The sequence below is a fragment of the Sporosarcina cascadiensis genome (genome assembly GCF_009650995.1).
In the GTDB taxonomy this organism is placed as follows: Bacteria; Bacillota; Bacilli; order Bacillales_A; family Planococcaceae; genus Sporosarcina; species Sporosarcina cascadiensis.
This window is the reverse complement of record NZ_WHVV01000004.1, coordinates 1-13,869: the sequence shown is the minus strand read 5'-3', so window position 1 is coordinate 13,869 and position 13,869 is coordinate 1. Positions and strand designations below refer to the sequence as shown.

Sequence of the window (13,869 nt, the reverse complement as noted above, 5' to 3'; positions counted from 1 at the left end):
GAATTTCGGGGATGGACATTATTATTGTCGAAGCGGAAATAATGCTATAATGTAACTACTTTAACCAAGTGGCATCTTTAGATAGAGGAGTTTGAAAATGAAGCAATATTTAAATCTCTGTGAACATATTCTTGAAACAGGAACGAAAAAAGGAGACCGCACCGGAACTGGAACATACAGCGTGTTTGGCTATCAGATGCGATTTGATCTGGCGCACGGTTTTCCCCTGCTGACAACAAAACGGACGGCGTTTCGCTTAATCGTGTCTGAATTGCTGTGGTTTTTGAAGGGCGATACGAATATTCGGACGCTCATTCAGGAGCGCAACGGCATTTGGGACGAGTGGGCATTTGAGCGCTATGTGAAAAGTGAAGCGTACACGGGACCGGATATGACGAATTTCGGTCATCGAGTACTGGAAGACGAGCAGTTTGCAGAAGTTTATCAAGCGGAACTTGCAGCATTTAAAGAAAAAATACTTGCAGATGAAACCTTTGCTCAAAACCACGGGGATTTGGGGCCTGTCTATGGGAAACAGTGGCGTGCATGGGACTCGGGAACCGGTGTGATCGATCAGCTGGCGCAAGTCATCGAAAGCATCAAAACGAATCCTGATTCACGTCGTCATATCGTAACTGCCTGGAATCCGGCAGAAGTAGATGAAATGGCATTGCCGCCCTGCCATTTGATGTTCCAATTTTACGTGGCGGACGGAAAACTGTCATGCCAATTGTACCAGAGAAGTGCGGATGTGTTCCTTGGCGTGCCGTTTAATATTGCGTCCTATGCATTATTGATTCATTTAATCGCACATGAATGCGGACTTGAAGCGGGAGAGTTTATCCATACACTCGGTGATGCCCACATTTATCAAAATCATATAAATCAAGTAACAGAGCAGCTGTCGAGAGAGCCAAAAAATCTACCGACACTGAAAGTCAATTACGACGGTCGTTCCATTTTCGACTTGCATACAGAAGATATTACGATAGAAGGCTATGATCCGCACCCAAGAATTAAAGCACCGATTGCGGTATAAGGAGGAAAATCTGTTGATTTCATTACTGGTAGCACATGACCTGAATCGTGTAATAGGGAAAGATAATCAAATGCCATGGCATATTCCGGAAGAACTGGCTTACTTCAAAGAAAAGACCATGGGGAAAGCGATGGTGATGGGAAGGAAGACGTTCGATTCGATCGGACGTCCGCTTAAAGGCAGATTGAACATCATCATTACGCGAAATAAATCGTATCAGGCGGAAGGCACAGTGGTCGTGCATGATCTGGATACAGCCATTCAGAAAGCAAGAGACTATGCAGAAGAAGTGATGATCATAGGCGGAGCGCAGATTTTTGAAATGACGATGGGAACGGCTGACCGGCTATACGTGACTGTTATCGAAAAGTCCTATCCGGGTGACACATTTTTCCCGGAATATAATGAAGGCTTTCAACTGACGAATGAGTCCGATACACATTATGCGGAAGACGGCACGCCGTATGTCTATCAAATTTGGGACAAAAAATAACAGCGCCCTTATACATAAAGAAGGACGCTGAAATACATGCATGCACTGCCTGCGATGACGAATAGATGCCAAATTGCATGATTGTACGGCAGGCGGCGCCATGCGAAAAAGACAGAACCGAATGTGTAGAAGATCCCGCCAGTCACCAGCAGCCAGAATCCTGCAGCCGGCAGCTGTTCATAAAGCGGCTTGATGGCAATAATGATCAGCCAGCCCATGATGATATACAGCGCGAGGGAAGCTTTTTCAAACCGGTTAATGAAGAAAATCTTGAATAAAATTCCGAGCAGTGTCAGACCCCATATGATGCCGAACAATGTCCAGCCCAGCGCTCCTCTTAATGTAACGAGCATAAATGGTGTATAGGTGCCTGCAATTAGAACGTAAATTGAAGAATGGTCTAATATGGCGAAAATCTCTTTCACCTTAATAGGCATACTATGTAGTAACGTACTCATTAAAAACAACAGCAGCATGGACACGCCGAATATGGTGAAACTGACGATGGCGATTGCAGAGCCGCGATGAACGCCTGCCAAAATCAGGTAAACCAGTGCAGGTATGCTCAGCAAAAAGCCGATAGCATGAGTGATCGCGTTCAAGCGTTCCTCTTTCAGATTTTTATAATCAAATGCGTCATTCAACTGACGACACCCCCTTTAATGAACACTATAGCAAACAAATAATAGAAAATCGCATACCGCACTTGACAAAGGAGACAGTTCACATGAAAAAAATACACATTGTCACAGATTCAACTGCAGACTTGACAGAAGAAATGATTGAAAAATATCAGATTCATGTTGTACCGCTGACGCTTCAAATCAATAATCAGTCGTATATAGACGGAGTAGAACTTCAGCCAGATGAATTTTTAGACCTTATGCGCGAATCAAAGGAACTTCCAAAAAGTTCGCAGCCTGCGTCGGGTGTCTTTCAGAAATTATATGATGAACTGGGGGCGGACGGTTCCCAGATTATTTCGATCCATATGACAGGAGGGATGAGCGGCACGGTGAAATCTGCAGAAACGGCAGCACAGGCATCCACGTCAGACGTAACCGTTATTGATTCTATGTACATTTCACATGCGCTGACATTCCAAGTGCTAGAAGCCTGTCGTCTCGCGGAAGAAGGGAAGTCCCGTGATGAGATTGCAGAGGCGGTAGAAAGCGTCCGCAAACGCTCTTCCCTGTACGTAGTCGTGGACGTTCTTGATAATCTAGTGAAGGGCGGACGTATCGGGAAGGGCAAAGCAATGTTCGGTTCACTGATGAATATCAAGCCGATTGCGACTTTGAAGGATGGCGTGTATACGCCTGTCGCAAAAGCTCGCAGTCATAAACAGGTCGTTACCTACTTGATGAATGAGTTTAAAAACGAGACGGCAGGGAAAGTTATACGGAGTGTCGGGATTGCTCATGCCAACGGGCTCGCGATGGCCGAGCCGTTAAAGCAAAAGATTGAAGAAATGGGCATCCAAGTGAAACTCACATTTACTACGCCGATCGTCAGTACGCATACCGGCGAAGGTGCGATTGGATTTATGTTTTACACAGACTGATAATGTAAGAGGGGAAGATAGAGTTTATGAGAAGAATGATCATGCTGTTATTCGTCTTCTCATTGTTCATATCGGGGTGCCAAGCACCATTTAGCCAAAAAGAAACGACATTGCCAGAAAGAGAACCTGTTCTCTTTGAACCATTTTCCATTCCGGAATATTTTGTTCCGCAACGCGTCAATGTCCTCGGTCTAGGAGATTCATTGACACAGGGAGTGGGAGATGAACGTAAAGAAGGCGGTTACTTCGGACGCTTGACAGCAGAAATGGAACAATGGAAAGGTATAAAGGAAATAGATGCCGTGAATTTAGCCAAAAGAGGACGGCGGAGTGACCAGTTTTTAGACCAATTGGAAGATCCCGAAGTTCAGGAAGCGATCGTACAAGCAGATTATATCGTCTTTACCATGGGCGGCAATGATTTGATGAAAGTGGTTAAGGGAAATTTTATGAAGATGAAACTTTCGGATTTTTATAAGGAACTCGGAAAATTTGAAAACAGGATGGAAGAGTTGTTCCATTTGATACGATTGCTGAATCCGAACGCGCCAATTATTGTGGCGGGAATGTATAATCCATTTACCGTCGTGACGGATGAGGTGCAGGAATTTGAAGAGATTGTCGATGATTGGAACGCTTCGCTGGAAGAGCAGGTGAAAAAGGACGGGGCAGCCTGTTTCGTACCTGTAAAAGATTTATTTAATTCGAATAAAAACATGGTCTATCATACAGATTTCTTTCATCCGAACAGTAAAGGATATGATTTGATGGCAGATCGATTTGTCGAAGAGATGAAAAAATGTTCTGCGATTGAGCTGGAAGTGGAGTGAATGCAAGAATGAATTTTTGGAAAATAGCATTTTTCAGCCTGGCAGGACTGGTCGCCGCATCGCTTGTCGGCCTGATTTTATTGATTGGCGGTACGACTACATCACCTCCTCTTCCCGAATCAGACGCCACACAGACGGAAGGCTATACGCTGGAACTGAATACAACGAAAGAAAACTTTGAAGGTATTGCGAATACGTATATTCGGAAAGCGGTAAAAGGATCGCTTCCGGTTGAACTCGAAATGCGTGACGACGTGCTGCTGACATCTGAATTGACGGTATTTTCATATACACTGCCGCTGGCCATGCATTTTGATCCGGTAGTGCAAGAGGATGGAAACTTAATCCTTAAGCAATCGTCTATGGAATTAGGACATTTAACGATTCCTCCATCAACTGTTTTGAAATTACTGAAAAATTCAGTGGAGCTGCCGTCTTGGATGGTTGTACGCGCAAAAGAAGAAGAGATTTTTATCAATTTACAGGATCTGCCGATATCCGGAGATGTACAAGTGAAGGCAAAAGAAGTGAATTTAGCTGAAAATGATATTATATTGGAAGTATTAATTCCAAAAAACTAAGGAGGCTGCACATATGGCTACACAATACGCAACATTTGCAGGCGGATGTTTCTGGTGTATGGTTAAACCGTTTGATTTATACAATGGGGTACATTCCGTCACATCAGGTTATACGGGAGGGCATAAAGCGAATCCGACTTATGAAGAAGTCTGTTCTAATACGACAGGCCACCGCGAAGCTGTCCAGATTGAATTTGATGATGAAATTATTTCGTATCCCGAATTATTGAATATTTTCTGGCAGGTGATTGACCCTACAGATGCAGGCGGACAATTCGGTGATCGCGGTGAATCATATAAATCCGCAGTCTACACGCACTCTCCTGAACAGCAGAGAGAAGCGGAAGAGTCGAAGAATGAATTGCAGGCAAGCGGCAAATTTAATTCGCCGGTCGTCACAGAAATTTTGCCTGCCCATCCGTTTTATCCGGCAGAAGAGTATCATCAGCAATACTATGAAAAGAACCCGGGGCATTATGAACGTTATTCTGTCGGCTCAGGCCGGGCAGGATTTATCCAACAACATTGGGGGGATCGCTCGTGAAGGAAGACTTGAAAAATCGATTAACCGAAATGCAGTATCACGTCACACAGGAAAGCGGTACTGAACCGCCTTTTCGCAATGAGTTTGACGCACATTATGAAGACGGAATCTACGTCGATATCGTCTCTGGCAAGCCTTTATTCAGCTCAAATGATAAATATGATGCAGGCTGCGGATGGCCGAGCTTTACGAAGCCGATTGAAACAGCGGAGGTAACGGAGCATTTTGATACGGCTCACGGCATGCGCCGCACTGAAGTACGAAGTAAAACAGCAGATTCCCATTTGGGACATGTCTTCCCAGATGGACCGTCTGATAAAGGCGGACTGCGCTACTGTATCAACTCTGCATCCCTGCGATTTGTTCCGGCAACCGACCTGGACAAAGAAGGTTATGGAGAATATGAGGGATTATTTGAGTAAGGGAAGGTGACGGCGATGGACCGATCCTTTTATCATTTTGCGCTGAGATACCGCGGCGGCGGGAAAGATGATCTGAAAGCCATGTTCGCAGAGAAAATGTTTCGTGATGCCAGTTTTCCGAAAAATGAAGAGGAATTTGATTTGCTGTCACGCTATATTGAAGATCAGGCAGATGCCGATTTGAGCTCTGTCACTTTTGACGAATTGTATGCGATCTACCAGGATGTATGCAGCAGGTGAACGGCGAGGTCTTCATTGCATCTCGCCATTATTCACTGTATGATAAAAACAAAATAGTGAAATGAGGCTGAATCAAATGAGTATACATATTGATGCAAAACAAGGGGATATCGCAGAAGCGATTCTATTGCCCGGAGACCCGCTGCGTGCGAAGTATATTGCCGAAACTTTTTTAGAAGATGTAGTGCAGTATAATTCAGTACGGAATATGTTCGGCTTCACAGGCACGTATAAAGGGAAACGTGTTTCTGTTCAAGGGACAGGCATGGGTGTTCCATCTATATCAATTTACACAACAGAACTGATGCAGGAATTCGGTGTGAAAAAATTAATACGTGTAGGAACGTGCGGAGCGATTCAAAAAGACGTCAAGGTACGCGATGTCATTCTGGCGCAGGCTGCTACGACTAACTCTTCATTGAATGATGTATCATTCGGACCTATTCGTTATGCGCCGATCGCAAACTTTGATTTACTGATGAAGGCATATAATGCAGGGAAAGAAAAGGGCCTTCATTTACAGGTGGGTAACGTCTATACAGAAGATTTCTTCTATAATGAAGACGGTCAGCACGAGAATTTGGCGCGTCACGGCGTATTGGCTGTAGAGATGGAAGCAGCAGCCCTTTATACACTTGCTGCACGCTACGGCTGCCAGGCACTTGCTGTATTAACGGTAAGTGACCACATTCTAACAGGCGAAATCACGACACCGGAAGAACGCCAGACTACATTCAATGAAATGATTGAAGTGGCTCTTGAAGCGGCAATTGCTGAGTAATCCATACAGAACTGATACAGAACTCTCCCGAAAAGACCGCTCTTGGCAGCGGTTCTTTTCATGAGAGTATAGAAAGTAGGGAAGACGATGAACGAGAACGATTCACAAGAAAACGGCATGCCTGAACCGGAACCGGAAATAAAACCGGAACCTAGCCGGTATATCCGTATTAAACCGTTTTCGTTGATCATGCTCATCTTTGCGCTCGTCTTAACAACCGCAGCAGTCACATTTGTTGCGTTGACAGTTGGAGAAGATAAAGTAGTAGAGGTTGTGAAACCGCAGCAAGTGGGCAGTGAACGAAAAGAATTCAAAAAACTTTTCGATGCATACGATCAATTGAAACAAAGTTATTTTGATGAAATCAATGACCAGGATGTAATAGACGGTGCAATTAACGGCATGGTCGACGCACTTGGCGATCCGTATTCCGACTATCTGAATGAAAAAGAAGCTAAACAGCTGAATGAAAGCATTTCGTCGAGTTTCGAAGGGATTGGTGCGGAGATCCAGGAGTCAAACGGCTATATCAGCATTGTATCGCCGATAAAGAATTCACCGGCTGAAAAAGTAGGCCTTCTTCCGAATGATACGATTATGTCAGTAGATGGAAAAAGTATTCAAGGCATGTCTTCTTCGGAAGCAGTGCTGTTGATTCGGGGAGAAAAAGGATCGACCGTTACGTTATCGGTGCAGCGCGGTACACATAAAGAACCGTTTGATGTGAAAATTGTACGTGATGTGATTCCAATCCATACGGTGTATGCAGAAATGCTGGATGATAAGATTGCACATATTAATATTACATCTTTCTCTGAAAATACGTATCAAGAATTATTGGAATCATTAAATGAAATGACGGAAAAAGGCATGCAGGGCGTGCTGATCGACGTGCGTCAGAACCCGGGCGGTATTTTGAGCGCGGCAATCGATATTTCCGACTTATTTGTAGACGAAGGCAAGGCATTATTCCAAACACAGGAAAAAGGTCGACAGCCTGAGATCTTCCCGGCATCAAATGGCCAAAAAGTAGAGATCCCGGTGGCGCTCATCGTGGATGACGGCAGTGCCTCGGCTTCTGAGATATTAGCAGGTGCCTTGAAAGAGTCTGCGCATATTCCAATCGTCGGTGTAAAAACGTTCGGTAAAGGAACGGTACAGACGCCTACACAACTGCAGGATGGTTCGAATTTGAAACTGACAACTGCAAAGTGGCTGACACCTGACGGCAACTGGATTCACAAGAAGGGAATCGAGCCGGATGTCAAGGTGCCGTATCCTCCATACGCAAGCCTTCCTTTCCTGGATTCATCTGAGGAACTGAAAGAAGGACAAGTATCGCCTGCCGTTCAGGCAGCAGAAGAGATGCTCGAAGCAGTTGGGTATGATCCGGGAGAAGCTGACGGTCTATATGACGAAAGCACATCACAGGCAGTGAAACAACTGCAGAAAGATCTCTCTGTCGAACAGACAGGTATTCTGACTGGCGATACGACAATCGGCTTAATGCAAAAACTTCGCGATAAAATGAAAAAAGATGATCCTCAGTTATTGAAAGCGAAAGAAGTCGTCTTAAAAGAACTAAAAAAGTAATCCGTATGACTACGGACCTAAAAACGCGTCCAGCTGATTTGAGCTAGGACGCGTTTTTACGGAAGAAAGGATGAGGAAAGATGATAGATGTCTATTTACTAAGCGGGTTTCTCGGCAGCGGGAAAACGTCATTGCTCGTTCAGCTGATCGAACAGGTGAAAAAATCGGGGAAGCAGCCAGCCGTCTTAATGAACGAATTCGGAGAAATGAATATAGACAGCCAAATTGTAGAAGGGGCGGGTGAGGTCCCGCTGAAAGAACTATTGAACGGGTGTATCTGCTGTACAGGCGCCGAATCAACAGAGGCGCAATTACAGGGCTTACTGACGGATTATCCCGAAGTCGATGTACTTTTCATCGAAACAACAGGTGCTGCACATCCAGTAGAAGCGTTAGATGCTGTCTATTCCCCTTTATTCGCCGAGCAGTTGGAAGTCAAAGGGATTATCACCGTTGTCGATGCGAAGCGCTGGATTGACCGTGACAAGCTTTCTCCGCGCATGCAGGCACTGTTCCTCGAGCAGATTCGTCATGCACACTTCATGCTGCTGAATAAAACAGACTTGCTGACTGTGGATGAACTGGCGTCTGTAACGTTGCAGGTAACACAGTTCAACAGTTATGCAGCGCTAATACAAACGACGAATGCGAAGGTAGATTTCAGCTATGTGGAAAAAATGATGAACACAGCTGCTGCTCCTAAACTTGCAGTCACTTCTGGAAAAGGACTGCCTCTGTCATCTAAAGTGCTGACGTTCGACAAGCCCGTTAACCAGGAACACTTTGAAGAGTGGGTGCGTTCGCTGCCCGACACGGTGTACCGGATGAAAGGGTATATTCAGCTTGAAGGTTCCAGATACTCGCATTTATTCCAATATGCATATGGAATGGTAAACTGGATACCGGAGTATATGCAAATTCCTTCAAAACTCGTAATCATCGGGGAACAGATAAAAGATATCGAATATTGAGCTGAAAAATAATTGTCAACCCCTTTTCATTGGAAATAATCTTACAAGGCGGACAATATTGCCAAAACGAATGAAGCGGACTCTTGATTTGACAAGGTTTGACGCTTTCATTGGAAAGACTGGTAATATTCATCAAGTTTTCTCCTTTTCTCAAACGTTATGATTGGTCACGTAGAAAAGGAGGGACCGAGATGAAAAAACCGTTATCCATCATCTTACTAAGTTCAGCTATTTTATTGCCTACTCATGCAACAGAGGCAAGCACGATCAATACCGTTCAGACCCAGGCGCATACGTATAAGTGGAAAGTCGAAAATATGGAAACCAAAGATCTTTACGCTTATGTTTGGAAAACATATAATTGCTATTTGAATGGCGAGCTGCAAAAGCCTCAGCCTGAAACACCTAGCAAGCCGGTGGAAAAACCTGAGCAGCCAAGCAAACCTGTTGAAAAGCCTGAACAAAAGCCAGTCGAGAAACCAAACAAACCAGTGGAAACGCCTGAGCAAAAACCAAACGTTCCAACTGAAAAACCGCAGCAGCCAAGCACGCCGCCGACTGCTGAGCAGCCACAGCAGCAACAGCCGTCTGTCAATGCTAATGTCTCTGCAACTGAGCAGGCTGTTTTAGATTTAACGAATGCAGAACGTGCAAAAGCGGGATTAAAGCCATTGCAAATTGATGCTGCTCTGCAAAAGTCAGCCAAACAAAAATCTGCAGATATGGCGAAGAATAATTATTTCTCCCATACGAGCCCTACATACGGTTCACCTTTTGATCAAATGAAGATGAATGGCATTACGTATCGTGCAGCAGCGGAGAATATTGCGATGGGTCAGCGAAGCGCGCAGGAAGTCGTAACTGGATGGATGAACTCCCCGGGTCACAGAGAGAATATTTTAACGCCGGGATTCACTCATATCGGTATCGGACATGACGCAAACGGAAATTACTGGACACAGCAATTCATTCAGAAGTAAGTAAAAAAGACGATGGCCTATGTAATTGGTCATCGTCTTTTTATATAGTCTTATAACTCAAGAGACTTCTTGGTTTGCATACTCTGAATAAATCGTAAGCGGAATGAGAGAATGACTGCGCCGACTGTCAGACCTGCTATAAGCCCGACCCAGTAGCCGTAAGCACCCAGTTCCGTATAAGCAGCAAGTATATAGCCCGTCGGCAGACCGATAATCCAGAAAGAGAAGACGCCGACTAAGAAAGTCATCGTGACATCTTTATACCCTCGCAATGCGCCCTGTATTGGTGCCTGTACGGCATCTGACAGCTGGAAGAAGGCTGCATAGATAAAGAAGTGAACAGCAAGTGTAATAATTGCCGGATCCGGCGTATACATAGAAGCAATCTCTTCACGCAGCATCAGTAAGATGAATATGGATAGGAAACTGAAGAGTACGGCAAACCCGATTCCCAGATACGTAAATTGCCGTGCATCTTTCGTGCGCCCTCCGCCGATTGACTGACCGACGAGTATGGTCGTACCCATTGAGACACTGAGCGGAACCATATAGAGCAGCGACGTAAAGTTCAGCGCAATCTGATGCGCAGAAATGACTTGTGCTGTATAACTGCTCATTAATAGGGTCACAACGGAGAAAATACTGATCTCGACAAAGATCGAGAGACCGATCGGCACGCCGACCGCCAATATTTCTTTCCATCTGGTAAATGAAACTCGCGGCCATCCGCTGAATAAGGAAAATTCTTTAAAATGACGGGATGACCAAGCAATAAATGCAGCGATAAAAAATACCAGCCAATAGGTAAATCCTGAAGCATATCCCGCACCTGCACCGCCTAATTCCGGAAAACCGAAATTGCCGAAGATCAATAAATAGTTCAGCACGATATTAATAGGAGCGGAAATTAAAATAATCAGCATGGAAACGCGTGTGGCTCCGAGCGCATCAAAAAATGAGCGCAGTACCGTATAGGCCATCAGCGGTACCAGACCAATACTCATTCCGGTCAGATAGTCCGCAGCCACCTGTTTCACCTGAACGTCCAGCGGCATATTCATGATCGCCGGAAGCACCGCCCATTTGATCAGAATAAAAATGATTGCCGAAAGAGTAAGAGATACGTATAATGCTTGCTGGACGGTAGGGCGTACACTCGATTTGTTCTTCGCGCCGATCTGCTGTGCGATAATAGGAGTAAGTCCCATCAAAATTCCTGCAAGACCGGTATACACCGGTGCCCAGAAAGAAGTCCCGATGGTGACACCTGCCAGATGATAGGTGTCATAACGCCCTGTCATCAAAATATCGAAGAATGACATTAAATAGAGTGCAACTTGGGTAATTAAGATAGGTATCATTATTTTGATGAACAATGATATTTTTTGCTGTAAAGTATTTGTATCGACAGACATGATTGTTATTCCCTCAACTTTATATAAGGTTCTTTTGACAACAGTCATTGTACCATGAAAAACGAAGGAAAATGATTGTATAAACTCATAGGGGAAGGATGTAAAGAATGAAGCGACCGGTGATTGTATTAACAGGCGGCGGTACTGCAGGACACGTTTCTGTAAATCAAGCGTTAATTCCCGTATTTTTGGGTAAAGGATATGAAGTACATTATATTGGTTCACATGAAGGCATCGAGAAGGAACTAATCGGGAAAGGTCATCCTGAAGTAATTTATCATGCGATACAGAGCGGAAAGCTGCGGCGCTATGTTTCCGCGAAAAACTTCACAGACCCTTTTCGGGTAGGCGCGGGGACTCTTCAGGCATTGCGTATCCTCCGAAAACTGAAGCCTGAGATAATTTTTTCAAAAGGAGGTTTCGTTTCAGTTCCTGTCGTGATGGCGGCAAAACTTGCTAAAGTCCCCGTCGTCATTCATGAATCAGACGTCACTCCGGGACTTGCAAATAAACTGGCTTTACCGTTCTCTTCACAAATCTTTACCGTCTTTGAACAGACTCTGCAATATGTGCCTTCTGAAAAATCCGTTTGCACCGGCCCGATTATCCGGCCCGAACTTTTCAGCGGGAGCAGTGCAGAAGGGCTGAAACGTACCGGATTGACTGCTGAGCGCCCTATTTTCATTGTGATGGGCGGAAGTCAAGGATCCGCTTTATTGAATGAAGCAGTTCGAAAAGCATTGCCTCAGCTTCTGGAAAGCTATCAGATCATCCATTTATGCGGCAAAGGAAATGAAGAACGTTTGTTAGATGATTTACCGGGGTATGTTCAGTATGAATATGTGACCGATGAGCTGCCTGATTTGCTGGCGGCTGCGGATTACGCTGTTTCACGGGCTGGTTCTAATGCCATTTTCGAATTGCTGGCTATTCATAAACCTATGCTGCTTGTTCCTCTCGCTGCTTCAAAAAGCCGCGGTGACCAAATTTTGAATGCATCTTATTTTGCTTCTAAAGGATTAGCTATACAAGTAAAAGAAGAAGAATTTTCGGATCAGCCCCTGGAAGAACGCTTCAGAAGTCTTGAACGTGAGAAAAGTCGGCTTTTGTCGAATATCGAGCAGACAACTGAGCCGAAAACCCCTGAAAAAATGGCAGATTTGATATTGTCTTTTCAGAAATAATAGATAATAACTGTTAAGTAACACTGTTTTCACTAGTTTTATATTATCTTTTTATAAATGTTCACAACTTCGTATTAATCCCTTTGAGTTCTAGGATTTGCGTGCTATTATTGTATAGAAGTATATAAAATAATCACAACAAGCCAATAGGCAAATGTGGAGGTCATATTACATGTCGAACAATGTGGATTCCCATCGTTCCCCGTATGCAGCATTTTCGGGTCCAAACCTTGGGTATGTAATGGAAATGTACGATCTGTTCAAAACAGATTCAAATGCGGTAGATCCTGAGTTAGCTGAGCTATTCAGGAATTTTGGTGCGCCTACGATGGCGGAAGGCGAAGAGGCGACAGCAGTTGTTCAAGGTTCCGGAACGGATCTTCGCAAAGTTCTGGCTGTCTATTCCTTATTGGAAGCCATTCGTTCTTATGGTCACCTTGCAGCTGACATTTATCCATTAAACGATCGGCCGAAGGATACGTCACGTCTTGAACTTTCATATCACGGACTGACAGCAAGCGATCTGGTCGGATTGCCAGCATCTTTGTTCTTGAAAAACATTCCATCATCAGTAGAAAACGGACTCGATGCAATGAATTATTTAAAATCATTGTATACCGGATCCATTGCATACGAATTTTCTCACTTAATCGATGAAACTGAGCGTACTTGGATTCAATCAAAAATTGAAAACGGAGACGTTCAGTCAACCTTGTCGGGTGAGGAGAAAAAAGATCTTCTTGAACGTCTGACGAAAATTGAAGGCTTCGAGAAATTCATCCATCGTACATTCGTCGGTGCCAAACGTTTCTCTATTGAAGGGGTAGACACTCTTGTCGTTTTAATTGACGAGCTTGTACGCCGCTCTGAAGAAGCTCAAATGAAAAAAATGCTGATTGGTATGGCACACCGAGGACGTCTGAACGTCTTAACTCATAACTTAAACAAACCATACGAAATGATGTTCGCTGAATTTGCCGGCGTACCTGCTTCCCCGTTCTTGCCAAAAGACGATTCATTGGAAGTAACCCGCGGCTGGTTCGGTGATGTAAAATACCATATGGGCGCTCTTTATAAAGGAGAGTCCGGGTTAAATCGTTTCTTAGGATACAACCCGTCACACCTGGAAGTAGTCAATCCTGTCATTACAGGACAGACTAGAGCGGCTCAGGAAAACACGGATAGCCCAGGAATCCCGAAGCAGGATACAAATGCAGCTTATGCAGTGCTCG

At 44.5% G+C, this 13,869-nt stretch carries 15 protein-coding genes and 1 pseudogene; 14 read left to right on the top strand and 2 right to left on the bottom strand.

Annotated features, from left to right (window positions below):
* Positions 1-97: 97 nt before the first annotated feature.
* The gene (locus GDZ68_RS05490; RefSeq protein ID WP_153721273.1) at positions 98-1,039 is read left to right on the top strand and encodes a thymidylate synthase; all 942 of its coding nucleotides are present in this window, start codon (positions 98-100) and stop codon (positions 1,037-1,039) included.
* A 13-nt stretch (positions 1,040-1,052) separates the two neighbouring features.
* On the top strand, positions 1,053-1,532 hold the full coding sequence (locus tag GDZ68_RS05485) for a dihydrofolate reductase (RefSeq protein ID WP_153721272.1): 480 nt from the start codon (positions 1,053-1,055) through the stop codon (positions 1,530-1,532).
* 8 nt (positions 1,533-1,540) lie between these two features.
* Here the strand turns inward: GDZ68_RS05485 and trhA are convergent, their stop codons facing one another.
* Positions 1,541-2,176, bottom strand: coding sequence for a PAQR family membrane homeostasis protein TrhA (gene trhA / locus GDZ68_RS05480; RefSeq protein ID WP_153721271.1), 636 nt, complete (start codon positions 2,174-2,176; stop codon positions 1,541-1,543).
* Between the two features lie 83 nt (positions 2,177-2,259).
* Here trhA and GDZ68_RS05475 point away from each other — a divergent pair, with 83 nt between their 5' ends.
* The 10 genes from GDZ68_RS05475 to GDZ68_RS05430 all read left to right on the top strand — a co-directional run bounded on the left by GDZ68_RS05475 (position 2,260) and on the right by GDZ68_RS05430 (position 10,038).
* Entirely contained in the window at positions 2,260-3,096 is an 837-nt protein-coding gene (locus GDZ68_RS05475; protein WP_153721270.1) for a DegV family protein, read from the top strand.
* A 26-nt stretch (positions 3,097-3,122) separates the two neighbouring features.
* Positions 3,123-3,926: an SGNH/GDSL hydrolase family protein gene (locus tag GDZ68_RS05470; RefSeq protein ID WP_153721269.1), complete on the top strand. Its 804-nt coding sequence runs from the start codon at positions 3,123-3,125 to the stop codon at positions 3,924-3,926.
* An 8-nt stretch (positions 3,927-3,934) separates the two neighbouring features.
* Positions 3,935-4,507 carry a YpmS family protein gene (locus GDZ68_RS05465; protein WP_153721268.1) on the top strand — a complete coding sequence of 191 codons (573 nt, stop codon included), beginning with the start codon at positions 3,935-3,937 and terminating at the stop codon, positions 4,505-4,507.
* 13 nt (positions 4,508-4,520) lie between these two features.
* The gene (msrA, locus tag GDZ68_RS05460; protein WP_153721267.1) at positions 4,521-5,051 is read left to right on the top strand and encodes a peptide-methionine (S)-S-oxide reductase MsrA; all 531 of its coding nucleotides are present in this window, start codon (positions 4,521-4,523) and stop codon (positions 5,049-5,051) included.
* Positions 5,048-5,473 (top strand): peptide-methionine (R)-S-oxide reductase MsrB, encoded by a 426-nt coding sequence (gene msrB / locus GDZ68_RS05455; protein WP_153721266.1) that lies wholly within the window; start codon positions 5,048-5,050, stop codon positions 5,471-5,473. Before msrA ends, msrB begins: the two co-directional genes overlap by 4 nt.
* Positions 5,474-5,488: 15 nt before the next feature.
* The gene (locus GDZ68_RS05450; RefSeq protein WP_153721265.1) at positions 5,489-5,713 is read left to right on the top strand and encodes a YozE family protein; all 225 of its coding nucleotides are present in this window, start codon (positions 5,489-5,491) and stop codon (positions 5,711-5,713) included.
* Positions 5,714-5,789: 76 nt separating this feature from the next.
* The gene (gene deoD / locus GDZ68_RS05445) at positions 5,790-6,494 is read left to right on the top strand and encodes a purine-nucleoside phosphorylase (RefSeq protein WP_153721264.1); all 705 of its coding nucleotides are present in this window, start codon (positions 5,790-5,792) and stop codon (positions 6,492-6,494) included.
* Positions 6,495-6,581: 87 nt separating this feature from the next.
* Positions 6,582-8,087: a lmo1851 family serine protease gene (locus tag GDZ68_RS05440; protein ID WP_153721263.1), complete on the top strand. Its 1,506-nt coding sequence runs from the start codon at positions 6,582-6,584 to the stop codon at positions 8,085-8,087.
* 80 nt (positions 8,088-8,167) lie between these two features.
* Positions 8,168-9,058, top strand: coding sequence for a CobW family GTP-binding protein (locus GDZ68_RS05435; protein ID WP_153721262.1), 891 nt, complete (start codon positions 8,168-8,170; stop codon positions 9,056-9,058).
* A 191-nt stretch (positions 9,059-9,249) separates the two neighbouring features.
* Entirely contained in the window at positions 9,250-10,038 is a 789-nt protein-coding gene (locus tag GDZ68_RS05430) for a CAP domain-containing protein (protein WP_228551021.1), read from the top strand.
* Between the two features lie 50 nt (positions 10,039-10,088).
* Here GDZ68_RS05430 and GDZ68_RS05425 read toward each other — a convergent pair whose 3' ends face one another.
* Positions 10,089-11,453 (bottom strand): MATE family efflux transporter, encoded by a 1,365-nt coding sequence (locus tag GDZ68_RS05425; protein ID WP_153721261.1) that lies wholly within the window; start codon positions 11,451-11,453, stop codon positions 10,089-10,091.
* 107 nt (positions 11,454-11,560) lie between these two features.
* On the opposite strand from GDZ68_RS05425, the gene GDZ68_RS05420 reads away from it, so the two are divergent.
* Both GDZ68_RS05420 and GDZ68_RS05415 read left to right on the top strand, forming a co-directional pair.
* Complete coding sequence (locus GDZ68_RS05420; RefSeq protein WP_153721260.1) at positions 11,561-12,637, top strand: undecaprenyldiphospho-muramoylpentapeptide beta-N-acetylglucosaminyltransferase; 1,077 nt, start codon at positions 11,561-11,563, stop codon at positions 12,635-12,637.
* Between the two features lie 172 nt (positions 12,638-12,809).
* Positions 12,810-13,869 (top strand): annotated as a pseudogene (locus GDZ68_RS05415) (2-oxoglutarate dehydrogenase E1 component); the annotation flags it as partial.